The sequence below is a fragment of the Streptomyces sp. NPDC025651 genome (genome assembly GCF_055558735.1).
The window spans coordinates 1-13,244 of the sequence record NZ_JBVHLZ010000023.1 but is presented as its reverse complement, the minus strand read 5'-3'; the positions used below and the strand labels follow the sequence as shown (position 1 = coordinate 13,244).

The 13,244-nt window shown below is 73.1% G+C and carries 13 protein-coding genes; 12 read left to right on the top strand and 1 reads right to left on the bottom strand.

Annotation, left to right across the window (positions count from 1 at the left end):
• The first annotated feature begins 302 nt into the window (after positions 1-302).
• The 8 genes from ACZ4D5_RS42675 to ACZ4D5_RS42640 all read left to right on the top strand — a co-directional run bounded on the left by ACZ4D5_RS42675 (position 303) and on the right by ACZ4D5_RS42640 (position 9,285).
• The gene (locus ACZ4D5_RS42675; RefSeq protein ID WP_467777934.1) at positions 303-2,438 is read left to right on the top strand and encodes a zinc finger domain-containing protein; all 2,136 of its coding nucleotides are present in this window, start codon (positions 303-305) and stop codon (positions 2,436-2,438) included.
• Positions 2,439-2,618: 180 nt separating this feature from the next.
• Positions 2,619-3,809: a hypothetical protein gene (locus ACZ4D5_RS42670; protein ID WP_467777933.1), complete on the top strand. Its 1,191-nt coding sequence runs from the start codon at positions 2,619-2,621 to the stop codon at positions 3,807-3,809.
• A 73-nt stretch (positions 3,810-3,882) separates the two neighbouring features.
• On the top strand, positions 3,883-4,251 hold the full coding sequence (locus ACZ4D5_RS42665) for a hypothetical protein (protein WP_467777932.1): 369 nt from the start codon (positions 3,883-3,885) through the stop codon (positions 4,249-4,251).
• Positions 4,244-4,978: a hypothetical protein gene (locus ACZ4D5_RS42660; RefSeq protein ID WP_467777931.1), complete on the top strand. Its 735-nt coding sequence runs from the start codon at positions 4,244-4,246 to the stop codon at positions 4,976-4,978. The genes ACZ4D5_RS42665 and ACZ4D5_RS42660 overlap by 8 nt, the downstream gene beginning before the upstream one ends.
• A 1,580-nt stretch (positions 4,979-6,558) precedes the next feature.
• The gene (locus ACZ4D5_RS42655) at positions 6,559-6,711 is read left to right on the top strand and encodes a hypothetical protein (RefSeq protein ID WP_467777930.1); all 153 of its coding nucleotides are present in this window, start codon (positions 6,559-6,561) and stop codon (positions 6,709-6,711) included.
• A gap of 63 nt (positions 6,712-6,774) precedes the next feature.
• The gene (locus ACZ4D5_RS42650) at positions 6,775-7,977 is read left to right on the top strand and encodes a hypothetical protein (RefSeq protein WP_467777929.1); all 1,203 of its coding nucleotides are present in this window, start codon (positions 6,775-6,777) and stop codon (positions 7,975-7,977) included.
• A gap of 32 nt (positions 7,978-8,009) precedes the next feature.
• Complete coding sequence (locus ACZ4D5_RS42645) at positions 8,010-8,441, top strand: hypothetical protein (protein WP_467777928.1); 432 nt, start codon at positions 8,010-8,012, stop codon at positions 8,439-8,441.
• Between the two features lie 103 nt (positions 8,442-8,544).
• A complete protein-coding gene (locus ACZ4D5_RS42640) occupies positions 8,545-9,285 on the top strand; it encodes a nuclease-related domain-containing protein (RefSeq protein WP_467777927.1) in 741 nt (246 codons plus the stop codon).
• A gap of 55 nt (positions 9,286-9,340) precedes the next feature.
• Here the strand turns inward: ACZ4D5_RS42640 and ACZ4D5_RS42635 are convergent, their stop codons facing one another.
• Positions 9,341-10,081: a hypothetical protein gene (locus ACZ4D5_RS42635; RefSeq protein WP_467777926.1), complete on the bottom strand. Its 741-nt coding sequence runs from the start codon at positions 10,079-10,081 to the stop codon at positions 9,341-9,343.
• Positions 10,082-10,330: 249 nt separating this feature from the next.
• On the opposite strand from ACZ4D5_RS42635, the gene ACZ4D5_RS42630 reads away from it, so the two are divergent.
• From ACZ4D5_RS42630 to ACZ4D5_RS42615, 4 genes are all read left to right on the top strand, one after another.
• Positions 10,331-10,939: a hypothetical protein gene (locus tag ACZ4D5_RS42630; protein ID WP_467777925.1), complete on the top strand. Its 609-nt coding sequence runs from the start codon at positions 10,331-10,333 to the stop codon at positions 10,937-10,939.
• Complete coding sequence (locus ACZ4D5_RS42625; protein WP_467777924.1) at positions 10,936-11,634, top strand: hypothetical protein; 699 nt, start codon at positions 10,936-10,938, stop codon at positions 11,632-11,634. The genes ACZ4D5_RS42630 and ACZ4D5_RS42625 overlap by 4 nt, the downstream gene beginning before the upstream one ends.
• The gene (locus ACZ4D5_RS42620) at positions 11,631-12,218 is read left to right on the top strand and encodes a hypothetical protein (protein ID WP_467777923.1); all 588 of its coding nucleotides are present in this window, start codon (positions 11,631-11,633) and stop codon (positions 12,216-12,218) included. The genes ACZ4D5_RS42625 and ACZ4D5_RS42620 overlap by 4 nt, the downstream gene beginning before the upstream one ends.
• Positions 12,219-12,367: 149 nt before the next feature.
• Positions 12,368-12,826 carry an HNH endonuclease gene (locus ACZ4D5_RS42615; protein WP_467777922.1) on the top strand — a complete coding sequence of 153 codons (459 nt, stop codon included), beginning with the start codon at positions 12,368-12,370 and terminating at the stop codon, positions 12,824-12,826.
• The last annotated feature ends 418 nt before the right edge of the window (positions 12,827-13,244 follow it).

The window sequence follows — 13,244 nt, the reverse complement described above, 5'->3', positions numbered from 1 at the left end:
CCGGGTTCCCGCCCAGGTTCCTCGCCCCGAAGGAAGAGGTGAGTCAAGCCCTACGGATCGCTTTCCCGAGCGATCCCAGGGCGGTGGTGCCCTAACCACAGATGAAGTCCGAAGGGGCCTTCGACGTCTGTCGAGGTTAGGAGCCCTTTTCACGCGCCTGGTTGGTCGCGCTGAAGCCCTCCGCCGTCACGGCGGAAGGGACCTTCGGCATGCATATGAAGTTAAGGAGCCCTGCCATCGTAGCGGACAGCTACGGTGCCGGACAGCTCACGCTCGCCTCTGGAGTGTCTCCGGAGTCGGGTGTGCACAGCCCGTCATCTGCCCCAACACACAATCCCCATACCGGTGTTCTGCCCCTCTTCGAGGTCGCGCAGGTCGACCTCCAGGCCCTGGTCCTGGAGCTGTCCCCGCGTGCCTCCATCCGGGTGGACACCCGATCGGGTGATGGCGGATGGCTGCACTCCTACAAGGCCCGGCCGCTTCCCGCGGTCGCCCCCCACGGCCCGTACGCCGTCCACCTCGCCGACGCCGAGGGCCGCTTCCGGTGGATGTGCTTCGACCTCGACAGCAGCAGGGGCAACACGGGCCCGGACCTTGCGACGCTGCTGCGCTGGCTGGAGGAGGCCGGGCTGACCTATGTGGTCGCCGCCTCTGGATCCGCCGGCGGACGGCACGTCTGGGTCACCTCGAGCGAGCCGCTGGACGCCGCGCTGGTCGCCTCGATCGCGCGGGCCGCCGCGCTGCGCCTGCCCACCCTCGACCACGGCCTGCTGTGCAACCCGTCCACGGGCGCGGTCCGCCCGATCGGCGCCGCGCACCGCGACGGCGGACGCAGCCAGCTGCAGACCCCGCTCGACCAGCGCCGTGCCGCCGCCCTGCTCACCCCCGCGTCCTGCGGCAACCCGTCCGACGCGTTCCTGCGCCTCGCGCTCATCATCGACACCGTCCCGGCCCCGGCCACCATCCGCCCGCGGATCGTCCGCGAGCGCCAGGTGCAGGTCCTCGACGACGAGCTGGGCCCGCGCCTTCCGGGCACGCCGAACACCGCGCTGGACGACGCCACGTACGCGCTGCTCACCCGCCGCCCGGCCGACGGCAAGGTCAGCGAGACGCTCGCCTCGCTGCTCGACCGGCTCGCGCTGCGCCGCTGGACGTGGCCCATGGTCGAGCAGCTGCTCGACGACCGGCGCCACCGCGAGGGCGGACTGCTGCACGCCTGCACCAGCACCCGGCGCGGCCCGCTGCGCACCGTCCTGCCCGACGTCCAGGCCCGCGAGAAGCTGCGCCGCCAGTGGGAGCGCTGCGTGGCGTACGCGGCGAGTCTGCCGCTCACTGAGGACTCCCTGGAGTGGACGGAGAACATCGGCGCCGTCGTCGCCCTGGTCGAGCGCGTCCAGGCCGCCGCCGACGCCTGCCCCGAGCGCTGGGCCCGCAAGTCCGGCCCCGCCGACCGCGCCGCCCTGGACCTGCGCTGCCTGTACGCGCTGCGCTCCGGCACCACCGTCCTTGACCTCGACATCCGCCGTGCCGCCCTCGCCGCCGGCCATGGCCGCTCCACCATGCACCGCGCCCAGGACCGCCTTGCCCTTGACGGCTGGCTCGCTCCCCGCACCACCGACGGCCCGGCAGGCACCCACGAGCTGCTCCCCGTCACCGCTGCGCACCCCGGATTCGAGCTTGCTGCGCAGGGTGGGACACAAGGAACCCCGCCCCCCCAGGGGGACATCCGAGCTCTCCTGATCTCCCGTCTCCAGGAGCGTCTCGCCGCAGGCCGGGCCGACCTTTTCGCCTACGGCCGGGCCACCGCCACCCATGCCGGAGGGCTCGGTCACCACGCCGGGCGGGTCTACCAGCAGCTCATCGAGCACGCCGAGCGCCCGCTGAGCCTCTCCGAGGTGGCCCAGCTGACCGGGTACGCCCCGCGCACCGCCGCCAAGCACCTGGTGACCCTGCGGAGCCTGCTGGTCGCCACCCGCGCCGTGATGGCCGTCCACCATGAGTGCCCCACCTGCCAGGCCGCCCCGGGCGAACGCTGCCGTACGGCCACCGGAACCGTCCTGCGCCACCGTGGAGCCGACCAGCACGCCGCCCGCCGCACCCTGACCGCCCAGCGCTCCGGCACCCCGTACTACCGCCCGCGGCCCGGCTCCCTGGTCGCTGCGGCGAAGGCCAAGGGCTGCTGGGGCGTCACGGCCAGCCGTGCACGCCGCTACACGGTCGAGACCGAGCTGTACCGCTGGTGGCGCCAGGAGGAGGCATGGATGCGCGCCCCTAAGGCCGGGCTGCGCACCGGCGTCCAGACCCACCAGGAGCAGACCGACCTGGTGCTCACCACACTCCCGGCCCTGCCGCGGCGCCGCTATCCCCGCGGAGCCGACGGCCGTGGCGACCACGCCGCCGCCAGGGCCCGCATCACACGCCGCATCGCCACCGCCTGAGAGTCACCCAAATTTGGGTGACCCCTTCCCCGCGCAGCAGCGCAGTCTCGTTCGATCTTCGGGATCGCCGTGCACCACAGGGCCTGTTATTACTTCCAGCCAATCACATGTCAACTGGTTGACGATGACATGAGCACCCGTCAACCTGTTTACAACGCACCCGACATGGAGGAGAACCGGATGAGCAACGGAACCGTGCCCGTGCCGCAGATCGAGGTGGCCACCTACCAGGCGCCCCGCGTCACCATCACGCCGGTGGAGAGCGTGATCCCGTCGGAGCCCGTCCCCGGCGCCCACGCGCCCGGCCACTACCAGAACGTCCTGCTGAACACCGCCACGGGCGAGCTGAGCTTCCACGAGAGCACTGAGCACCGGGAGGCGTGGAATCCGCGATGGAAGGCCGTCAACGACGTCCCGCGCGAGATCTGGAAGCGCTGGCACCCGGGCAAGCTGTTCCTCCCCGGCAGCGGCCCGCACATGTGGTTCGAGCCGGTCCCCGGACTGCTCAACTGGGGCGTCGAGTCCGGCTTCACCGGGCACCCGTACCTCGACGTCGAGGCCGCCAACGCCCTGCTGGAGCTGGTGGCGCCGTACGCCCAGCAGCTGCTCGACGGCTTCTTCGAGGCCGGGGGAGAGCTGGACTGGTCGGCCGCCTCCGCACGCGCCGGCCGTCAGCTGTGCCGCCTGACTTCCCGCGACCGGGAGACCGCGCTGCCCGAGGTCGATGCCGACCTGGTCGACTTCGCCGACATCGTCGAACGCTGCCCCGAGGTCTACCACCCCGAGCTGCTGGGCCTGTCGCTCGACAAGCTCGCGCACGAGTGCGAGATCCACACGCGGTGCCTCGGATCGGAGCACTGGCACCCGGAGATCAAGAAGGTCTTCGGCGCCCCGTACCGCGACGGCAGCGGCGTGTACCTGCAGGTGCTGGGCGTGCGGTCCTGGTACCGGACCGTGCTGCTGAACGGCGACCCCCGCCCGGCGCGCGACTTCCGCGACTGGGACGCCGAGCACGGCCGCCTGGCCGCCAGCGGCATCACCTCCCAGACCACCGACGCGGCCCTGGACGCCTGGATCGACCGCGAGGAGACCGGCGCCGCCCAGCAGGGCGTGCGGATCTTCGGCACGCAGGAGGCCGCCTACAGCCTCCGGGACCAGCTGCGCGAGCAGGACTGGGACCGCCTCGCCGTGGTCGGCGCCGAGGTCGCGCGGCTGGAGAAGTACAAGACCGAGCGCACGCAGCTGGTCAGCCAGGTGGTCACCTGGGGCTACAGCGACACCGACATCGCCGGACGCGCCCGCATGTCCCGGCAGGCCGTGCACAAAATCCGCAACGGCGACAAGACCGGCCCCGACACAGAGCAGGCTTGACCCCGCCGTACACCGCCGCGGCCGGAGTCATCGGAACTGACTCCGCCCCGCGGCCCGGCCCCGGAAGGAACCGATGCCCGCCATCACCGCCCGCCACCGGCTCGCCCTGATGTACGAGGGCGACGCCATCGAGCGCCTCGACATCGACCGCGCCCTGCACCCCGACGACCCCCAGCGCGAACGCGCCTACCTACTGCGCCGGGCAGCATGGGCCGACCGCGCAGTGCCCGCCCTCGCCGAGATCGAGCGCGCCGAGGAGAGCCAGCAGGACGCCGAGCAGAGCGCCCGCAGCCTGCTCCAGCACGACCGCACCCACCGCACCGGCCACGGCCCCGTGCCGCCCACCGACCCACGGTGGGACGCCGACCCGCGCGGCTACGCCCGCCAGGAGCACGCCACCGCCGTACGCGACGAACACGAGAGCGAGCAGCCCGGTGCCTGAACTGCAGATGAGCGCCGAGGTGAAGACGCTGCTCGGACCCGAGGGCCTCGCCCGCGCAGCCGAGATCTCCCTGGTCGACGGCAAGTGCGTCAGCTGCAAGGAGCCGCTGACCGGCACCGTGAACATGGTGGTGCGCACCAACAACAGCTTCACCCACGTCGTCTATGTGCACGACAAGTGCGGCCCCTCCCAAGTCATCGCGATGGGAGCCGACTTCGGCCCGACCGCGCCCGCCGGCGGCTACCCCATGACGATGGCCGCCGCCGTTCTCGACCACGGCGGCGCCGACCTGCCCGTCCTGGTCGCCGAGACCGTCGGCAAGGCGTACGTCATCAACGACGGCCCCGGCGAGTTGACCGACGTGGTGCTCAGCGACCTGCTGGGCAACGGCTTCACTCTCATCTCCCGGATGCGCCAGGCCCCGCCCCGCATCCAGGAGTGGATCGGCGTGCTGCTGCTCGGCCACGGCCCCGCAGGAGAGGACGGGCTGCTCGTCCTGGACCCGGACGGCGGGCAGTTCTTCACCGGGACCATCGACATCCCCGACGGCTGGCTGGCCCTGGTCGCCCGCTACGGCTGGGCCGTGCTCTACGTCGGCGACGTCGGCCTCGCCGAGCTGCGCCACGACGACAAGGCCGTCACCAAGGCGATGCGGACAGCCGCCCAGGCCGGGCGGCTGGTCGGCGCCCGCATCGCGGTAGGCGGGCCGCCGTCCACCGAGGCGTAGAAGCCGTTCGCCGTGGCGCCTGCCCCGGGCCTGCCCGCTCGGGCCTGCCCGCCCGGGGCACACCGGGCTGAGCAGCCTGGCTTTTGAGCGGTTCTGAGCGCCCTCCACGCATGCGCGTGGAGGGCGCTCACGGCGAATTTCGGGAGTTTTGGGAGTCTCCTACGCGCGCGCACGCGTAGGAGAACAGCGAGAGGGTCCGATCAGGGGCCTGGAAATCCGGCGCCGGTGACAGCGGCATCCGCTCGACGCGCCAGGCTCCGTCCCCTCTCCAGGCCGCCCTCGGTCTGGAGAGGCCCCCCCGCTGCCCGGCCCCCTGGTCGAGCGGCGGAAGGGTACCTTTCGCACCAACTTGCTGGCCCCGGCCGGGCCCGGCTCGGACACTCCGAGCCTCCATCTTGCTGGCCCCGGCCGGGCCCGGCTCGGACACTCCGAGCCTCCATCTTGCTCCGCGCTCGGACCGCCTCACGCGTGGTCGGATTTCTGAAACCCGCCCAGGTCACAGGCCCGCCCGGACCTTTCCGGGAGGACTCCCGGAGGGCTCAATCCGCCGGAATGCCCGACTCGACCGCAGGCCCAGTTCCCGGCGCACCCGCTCGACGCACAGGCCGACGGCCCCCGCTGCGCCGCGCGGGGCGCAGCACCGGACCTCGTCGGCGCGCGGAGCGGGAAACCGCTGGTGGGAGCCGCATTCCGGGAAGCCTCACGGAGTCCTCCCGGAGCCCTCCGTGAGGCTTCAGGGAGGACTCACGGCCTGGATCTAGGACCTAGGATCCTGGATCTTCCTTACGGGGCGTGCGCCAGCGCCGACCGGGGCCTCGAGCAGCCCCGGGCCAACCATCGGGCTGTCGCCGTGCGCGGGGGGAGCGCCCGGCAGCCCGGCCACGGGAAACGCGCCGACAACGGCCCTGAACGGCGGCTGCGCGGCCTCGGCCCGGTACTCCCGAAGGTCAGGGTCGGTTACAGAGAGCTACTTGTCACTTCGCGGCAGCTTCGGGAGCGCACCCCCGCCTCGCACGCGTTCCTGGCCCTGGTGGACCCCCGGGGCTCTCCCGGCGGCACACAGCGGCGATCACGGGGCTGAGGCCGGGCGGCAACCGTCACATGGCACGCGTAGCCGCGAGCGCTCCCGTCTGCAGCCGGGACGGGGTGCCCAAAAGCGGCAGGCGGCGGAGGGAGGGGTGGGCCGCGGGGGACCGGTCGCCGTCTTCCCGGCCGGAGCGGGGCCGGCCGCCGTACTCCCGCCGTCGCGGATGCGGGCGCGTGAGGAGACCGGACCGCGGTCCGTGGCCGAGGGGGAGCAACTGCTGCCGCGCACCGATGCCGGCCGGTGGGGTCGCTCCGCGTCGGCGCGGGTCTCGTCGTGGCCGAGGCGCGCGTCGTCGGTGGCGGGCAGGGCCCCGGCGGGCAGCCACCGCCCACGGTCGCGTCGTGGCGAAACCCGAGATCCGTACGGGCCGTCGATGACCTCCCGCAATCCATTGCGTTTCATTGCATCTCAGGCAATGCATTGTATTGACGTAATGCAATGCAACGTTAGACTTGGGGTACCGAGACGGGCACGGAACGCGAAGGAGCGCACGGTGAGCGGACCGCAGGATCAGCCCCAGGACGACTTCAACTTCTGGGAGGACGTCATCGGCGACGACCTGGTGGTCGACGGGGTCGTCTACAGCAGCGACGAGTGGCAGCCCGACGGCGAGGGCGGCGTCGAGCGCCGCGACCCGCAAGACTGACGCCCGCGCGGGCGCCGGTCGCAGGCCGGCGCCCTCCCCCTACTCGCAGAAGGAACCCCCGAGATGAGCGAGCAGCAGACCGAGCCGACGACCGCCGAGCCCGAGGGCGAGAAGACGCCGCGGTGCGCGTACCCGGAGTGCGGCAACCAGCCGGTCCCCAAGGACCCGACCAAGCCGGGCGCGGCCCCCAAGTACTGCGAGAACCCCGACCACAACGCCATGAGCGCGTACCGGGCCAAGCAGAAGCGGCCCGCCGACGCCTCCCCGGCCGCGGCCGAGGAGAAGGTCACCGACCAGATCGTGACCGACGCGGCGAGCACCGCGGTGCTGGTGCAGAGCAGCGTGCTGGCCAAGGTCGACGGGCTCCGGGAGGAGCTGGCCCGCTACGTCAGTCTGCTGCAGACCATCACCGACCCCGAGGCCGCCGAGGCGCAGGTCTCCGCCGCGGAGACCCGCGCGGACGCCCGGATCGCCGAGGCACATGAGGCGCTGACCAAGGAGAAGGGCCGCCGGGAGAGCGCCGAGCGCAAGGCCAAGACTTCCGAGGACGCCCGGATCGAGGCGGAGGACGCCGCCGACCAGGCGATCGACGAACTTGAAGCCGCACAGGCCCGGTTCGAGACCGAGACCGAGCGCATCCAGGCCGAGGCCGAGCAGCAGGTCGCCGCCGCCCAGGCGGAGGCCGAGCGGACCATCGCGCAGGCTCAGGCGGACGCCACCGCATCGGTCGAGGCCGCGCAGGCGCAGGCGGACGCGAAGGTCGCCGAGGCCGAGCGCCGCGCCGACGAGCGGATCGCCGAGGCCGAGCGGATCGCCGGTGAGCGGGTCACCGCCGCCGAGACCGCCGCCGGCCAGGCGCTGGCCCAGGTCGAGGAGATGAAGACCGTCGTCGAGCAGGAGAAGGCAGCCGCCGCCGAGGTACGCGCCGCTGCCGCCCAGGTTGAGGAGGACGCCCGCGAGAGCGTCCGGGTCGCGCAGGCCGCCCAGACCGAGGCCGAGCGGTCCGCCCGCCAGGCCGCCACCGACGCCCAGACCCGCGTCGACGCCATCCAGACCGCCGCCGACCGCGTCCAGGAGGAACTGCACGGCGAGCTGGAACGCACTCGCAGCGACCTCAAGACGAGTCAGGCCCGGATCACCACGCTGGAGACCACGACCGGCGAGCTGTACGACGAGATCCGCGCTGCCGACGGCAAGGTCCGCGACGCCGAGGAGAAGGTCCGCGACCAGGAGCGCGAGCTGCAGCAGCTGCGCGGCAAGCGCTGATGAGCTGACCGGCCCGAGAGGGGGGAAGCACCATGGACGCCTTCAACTCCGTTGTCGACACGGTCTTCACGGGCGTGGCCTGGTTCCTGGGCATCGCCCTCGCCGTGAGCCTGCTCGCCCTGCCCCTGCAGCCGGTCTTCGTGCGGCTGGAGCGCCGGCGCCAGCAGCGCAGGGCCGCCGAGGAGCAGCGCCGCGGCGACGAGCACTACCGCCGCCAGCTGCAGACCGCCACCGACCAGGCCATCACCACGGCGGTCCGCGCCCAGCTCGCCGAGCCCGTCACCGACCTGCACATCACCATCCCGCTGCGCATCACGATCGGCGACGTCATCGCCCGCGCCCTGGACGACTTCGCACTGCGCGTGCCCAGGGCCGACGCCGCCGCGATGCTCCGCCACCGGCTCGAATTCCGGGGCCACGCCCGCTGGCCCGACCTGATCACCGATGCCTGGGAGGAGGACTAGCGGCGCGGCCACAGGGCCGGGTGAAGGCGTACTGCCGTCGTGTCAGTACCCGGCGCTACGGTCCCAGGACAGGGACGAACAGCCAGTTCAGGGAGGGGAGTTCATGGCTTTCACCGGACGCCGAACCACCGGAGCCGGAGCCAGCGCGCGCCGGGTCGGCGAATTAGCCCGCATCGCCGAGCGCACCCAGCAGCACCGCCGCGCGAAGGTCACGCTGCCGCTGACCGCCGTGGGCGCCATCGTCGTCGGCGCGGCCGTCGCCACGCTGCTCGGGTGGCAGCTGGGCACGATCGCCGCTGTGGCCGTGCTCGCCTACGGGGTGCACCAGACCTACCGCCGGGGTCACAACAGCTGGGCATCCGGCGCGGCCGGCGAGGAGGCGACCGCCCGGCTGCTCGCCCCGCTCGCCCGCCGCGGCTACGGCGTCCTGCACGACCGGGCCATACCCGGCAGCCGCGCCAACCTCGACCACCTGGTCGTCGCCAGCTTCGGCGTGGCCCTGGTAGATAGCAAGAACTGGCAGTCGAAGCGGTCCCGCATCGTCATCAACGGCTCGCTGCTGCGCTACGGGCAGTACGACCAGACCAAGGCCCTGAACACCGTGGTGTGGGAGGCCGAGCAGGCCGCCCGCGCGCTGGGGGTGCCGGTCCGCCCGATCCTCGCCGTGCACGGCGCGAAGGTCCCCGCCCCGCGCGGACGCACCGAGCTGCACGGCGTCACCGTCATCGAGGCGAAGAAGCTGCGCAGCATGCTCCAGGGCCTGGCCCCGCAGCCCGGATGGGACCCCGCCCGGATCACCGCCGTCGTGCAGCTGGCCGAGCAGCAGCTCCCGCCGCACAGCTGACCCACCGCGCAGCAGCCGAGGGCCCGGAGATCCGGGCCCTCTTTCGTGCCCCGGGTTACGACGCGTCGGAGCGCACGTCGTCCAGGCCGAGGCCGAGGAGCACCGCCAGGTGCTCGCCACCGGCCCACCGCTGCAGCAGCGCGCGGTCGACCAGGTGCACGTCGTTGCGCGCCGCCCACACCACGCGTTCCCGGGCGAAGCTGCCGCTGCTGACCACGAGGAACAGCGCCCGGGGCCCGGTGGCCCCCTCCGGCAGCGGCACGCTCCCGCCGACCGCGCGCAGCGCCGCCCGGCCCCCGCCTGCCCGCCCGCTCCGCTCGACGCCGCGCTCGAAGGCGACCCCGAGCTGGCGGCCGTGCCCGTTGCCGACCAGGTGCACCACCCCCGGCCGGATCAGCACTCCCTTGACGTCCGTCCAGCCGTCGCGCAGCAGCAGCCGGCCGACGATGGTCCGAAACCGGCGGTCATCCGCCGCGTCGACCTGCTCCAGGCCGAAGCGCACGGCCAGCCGTTGCCGCTCCGCAGCCACCGCCTGGCGCCGGCGCACCGCGGCCCGCACCCCGTACCCGAGCACGGCCGCCGCGAGCAGCGCCGCCCACCACCCCAGGTGCACCCACAGCCAGCCGAGCACCGCGACCGGTAACCCGACCGCCACGAGCACCGCGGCGAAGCCGGGCAGGACCTCCCACCACTCCGGGCCCCACTGCCCGCTCACTCGCAGCCGCAGTTCCTCGCGCTTGCGCCAGGCCCGCCGCGTGCCGACCGGCTCCCGCTCCCACGGCCACACGCCGCTCACCCCCTGCCCGCCTCGTCGCCCTCGCTGATGTCGCCCCATGTCATATCTGCCCGCCCCGCCGCCCGTACAGCTGCGCCGCCGCAGATCAGCCGCGCCGCAGGGCCCCGCCGATCGCGTGCGGTAATAACAGGCCCTTGGGGGCGCCAGTCACCCAAATTTGGGTGACTTTGCGGCAGCACGGGGAAACCGCGCGACTGACAATGCCCGTTCCCATGACAACCCAGGTTCACGACAACTAGAATTGTCGCTATGACGAAGAGCGAGGAAGACGCCCCGGATTACGAGGCGTTTATGGCTCCGCGCGATCCCGCGTGGAGCGAGCCCACCGAGGCCCAGCTGGCGACGTTCCGCAAGCGGCTGCGCGCCACCGTTGCCGCGCTGGCCGACGAGATCTCCGTACGCGACACCAGCCCCGGCGGACCGGACGAGGACCTCCCGGTGCGCTCGACCCCCGACTGGCAGCTGGCCATGCTGCGCGCCCTGCGCATCGCCCGGGACGAGGTCGAGCCGATGACCGAGCAGTACGCCCGCGGCGCCGGCGGGGGCGGGGTGAACTACCCGCAGATCGGCGACGCCTGGGGAGTCTCCCGGCAGGCCGCGCGCAAGCGGTGGCCCGGCGCCGTCGTCGCGATCAACCCTCACGCCAACAAGGAACCCATCGAGGTCGAGGCGTTCGGCGGGACCGCCCGCGTCGCGTGGCACCCGGAGGACGGCGGCTGGTGGTGGATCGGCCAGGCCGCCAACGGCCGCCACCAGGACGCCGGCGACGACGTCACGTACGACACCAGCGAGGAGGCCCTTGCCCACGCCGGAGCCTTCCTCGCCGCCAACACCACCACGGACGGAGACGCGAAGTGACCCACGCCTACGAAGCGAGCCACCAGCTGGCCAAGGCCATCGCCCGACTCGCCGAGGAGTACCCCACCGACGACCCGGACACCGGCGAGCGGCTCCCGCTGCAGTTCGGTGAGGACAAGGACCTGGGCTGGGGCTTCCCGGAGCCGGTCACCCTGCAGCCGGGTCAGCTGGCGTGGCTGGCCCAGCTGGTCGAGCGCGAGCTGGACACCGCCCGCAACGCGCACAGCGACGGCGACGGATCGTGCGCCCACTGCGAGGGCACCGGCTCCGCCCGCCCCACCGGACCCGTCACCCATGTCGTGTCCTGGTTCCCCGGCGACCTGCTCAGCGATCCCGAGGTCAGCCGGTGGGAGGTCACGACGGCCGAGGGCTGGCAGGCCGGGCACACCGGGAACTGGCTCACCGGCAAGGAGAGCGCCGAGGAGGCCGTGGCGACGGACCCCGAGGCGAGCGCCGAGCAGCTGCAGCCCCTGCTCACCCGGATGCTCGCCCCGGCCGGACCGATCCGGCTGACCCCGGGGACGTTCACGATCGACAGCGTCGGCAAGCCCGGCCCCCACTTCAAGCGCGGGCCCTGGACGTACCCGATGTTCAAGGTGACCACCCTGGTCCCCCACCACGTCGCCGCCCTCGAGGGCGGACCGGGCGGTGCCGCCGAGGCCGAGCCGCCCGCCGACGACGGGAGCCGCCCGTGACGTCTGTCACACCACCGCCGTGCGCGGACTGCCCGACGGTCACGGAGCGGATCACCGTGGAGGGCGAGGAGCTGTTCCGCTGCCCGGGGTGCGGGCTGCGCACCTACGGCACCGGCGACGAGAACGACGACCTCGACCTCCCCTCGTTCAGCGAGACCGACGAGGACGGCGCCCTGATCATCTACCACGGCAACGGCGAAATCGACATTGAGGCGACCGCCGAGCTGGCCTCCCAGGACGGCCCCGACGGCGAGGACGACCTCGACGAGGGCCAGGAGCCCGACGAGCCCGGCCCGGCTCCCGTCGGCGGCTGGGAGCCGCAGGTGCGCGACGTACGGGTGAAGGACCTCGCGTACGCGCTCACCGGCGGATGGGTGTGGATCTACGGAGACCCCGAGGGGTGGCGGTTCTTCACCAGCGCCAGCTACGACCCCGACCGTGGTGACACCGCCGTCACCATCACCTACAGCGACGGCGAGGTGGTGAGGGAGGAGCCGTGGCCCCAGGCCCGGATGGTGCACGCCGGACCCGACACCATCCCCACGGCGAGCCGTCCGGGCCCCGCCCGACTGGTGATCCGGTGACCACCGACTTTGGGGACGGGCTCTTTCCTCACCACTCTCCCCAGCCCGGCGCGAGTGGTGAGAACCCCACCGCCCCTGGTAACGGTCGGCCCCCGTCCCCACGGGTCTCACCAGTGCCGTGGGCGGTGCTGCTTGGTGACGAGGAGACGGTGAAGCGGTACTGGAGCCACGTCCTGCGGCTGGGCCCCACCGCCTGCTGGTGGTGGAAGTCCGGGCTCACCGACACCGGCCACGGGACCTTCCGCGCCGGGTCCCACACCACTAAGACCAGCCGCGTCGTCCCGGCGCACCTGTACGGATTCCGACTCGCCCACGGCGCCGACGCGCTCGACGGCGGGCTGATCGTCCGCCACCGTTGCGACGAGCCGCCGTGCCAGAACCCCGCCCACTGGCTGGCCGGGACCAGGGGCGACAACAACCGCGACGCCGCAGCTCGACGGCACCTTTCCGGGCACGCGCTGACCGACGTACGGGGCGCGGCGGGCCGGGCGCGGGCGGTCCAGGCCGCCATCGCCGCCGCCACCGGACCCGACGAGATCGAGGCCGCGATCGCCGCCGCCCTCGCGGCCGGCCACCCCGGCGGCGCCCACCAGGACGCCCTCTGGTGAAGAGCCATCTACCCACCGGCCCCGGGCTCCGCCCGGGGCCGCGGTCGTGGTGAGACCCGCTGGTGACCGGTCTCGGCGCAGCAGATCCCCACACTCGGGTCTCACCACGCACCGGCCCGGCCGCCCGCCGCGCGGCTGGTGATCCTCACCGCCGCCGTCCCCACCGGGCCGTGGTGAGACCGTCCGCCGCACGGGCGCCGTCGTCACCAAATCGACTTGGTGACCGCCCACCATTCCCCACGCGTTCGTGGTGAGACCCGGCGCCGCCGTTCACCATCACCACCGTCCCCACGGCGCCGCGCGTGGTGAGCGTCCCCAGCGCGAGCGCGGCCCGGGGGTGGGGATGGTGACCGCCGTGCGGTCACGCACCGTGCACGCCGTGGCCGTCCGGTTGGGGACGATCCCCGCGCCCGGCCGT

Coding starts and splice junctions, on each gene's coding strand:
- ACZ4D5_RS42650 (WP_467777929.1), top strand. CDS start 6,775: ATGAGCGAGCAGCAGACCGAGCCGACGACCGCCGAGCCCGAGGGCGAG.
- ACZ4D5_RS42640 (WP_467777927.1), top strand. CDS start 8,545: ATGGCTTTCACCGGACGCCGAACCACCGGAGCCGGAGCCAGCGCGCGC.
- ACZ4D5_RS42665 (WP_467777932.1), top strand. CDS start 3,883: ATGCCCGCCATCACCGCCCGCCACCGGCTCGCCCTGATGTACGAGGGC.
- ACZ4D5_RS42670 (WP_467777933.1), top strand. CDS start 2,619: ATGAGCAACGGAACCGTGCCCGTGCCGCAGATCGAGGTGGCCACCTAC.
- ACZ4D5_RS42645 (WP_467777928.1), top strand. CDS start 8,010: ATGGACGCCTTCAACTCCGTTGTCGACACGGTCTTCACGGGCGTGGCC.
- ACZ4D5_RS42630 (WP_467777925.1), top strand. CDS start 10,331: ATGACGAAGAGCGAGGAAGACGCCCCGGATTACGAGGCGTTTATGGCT.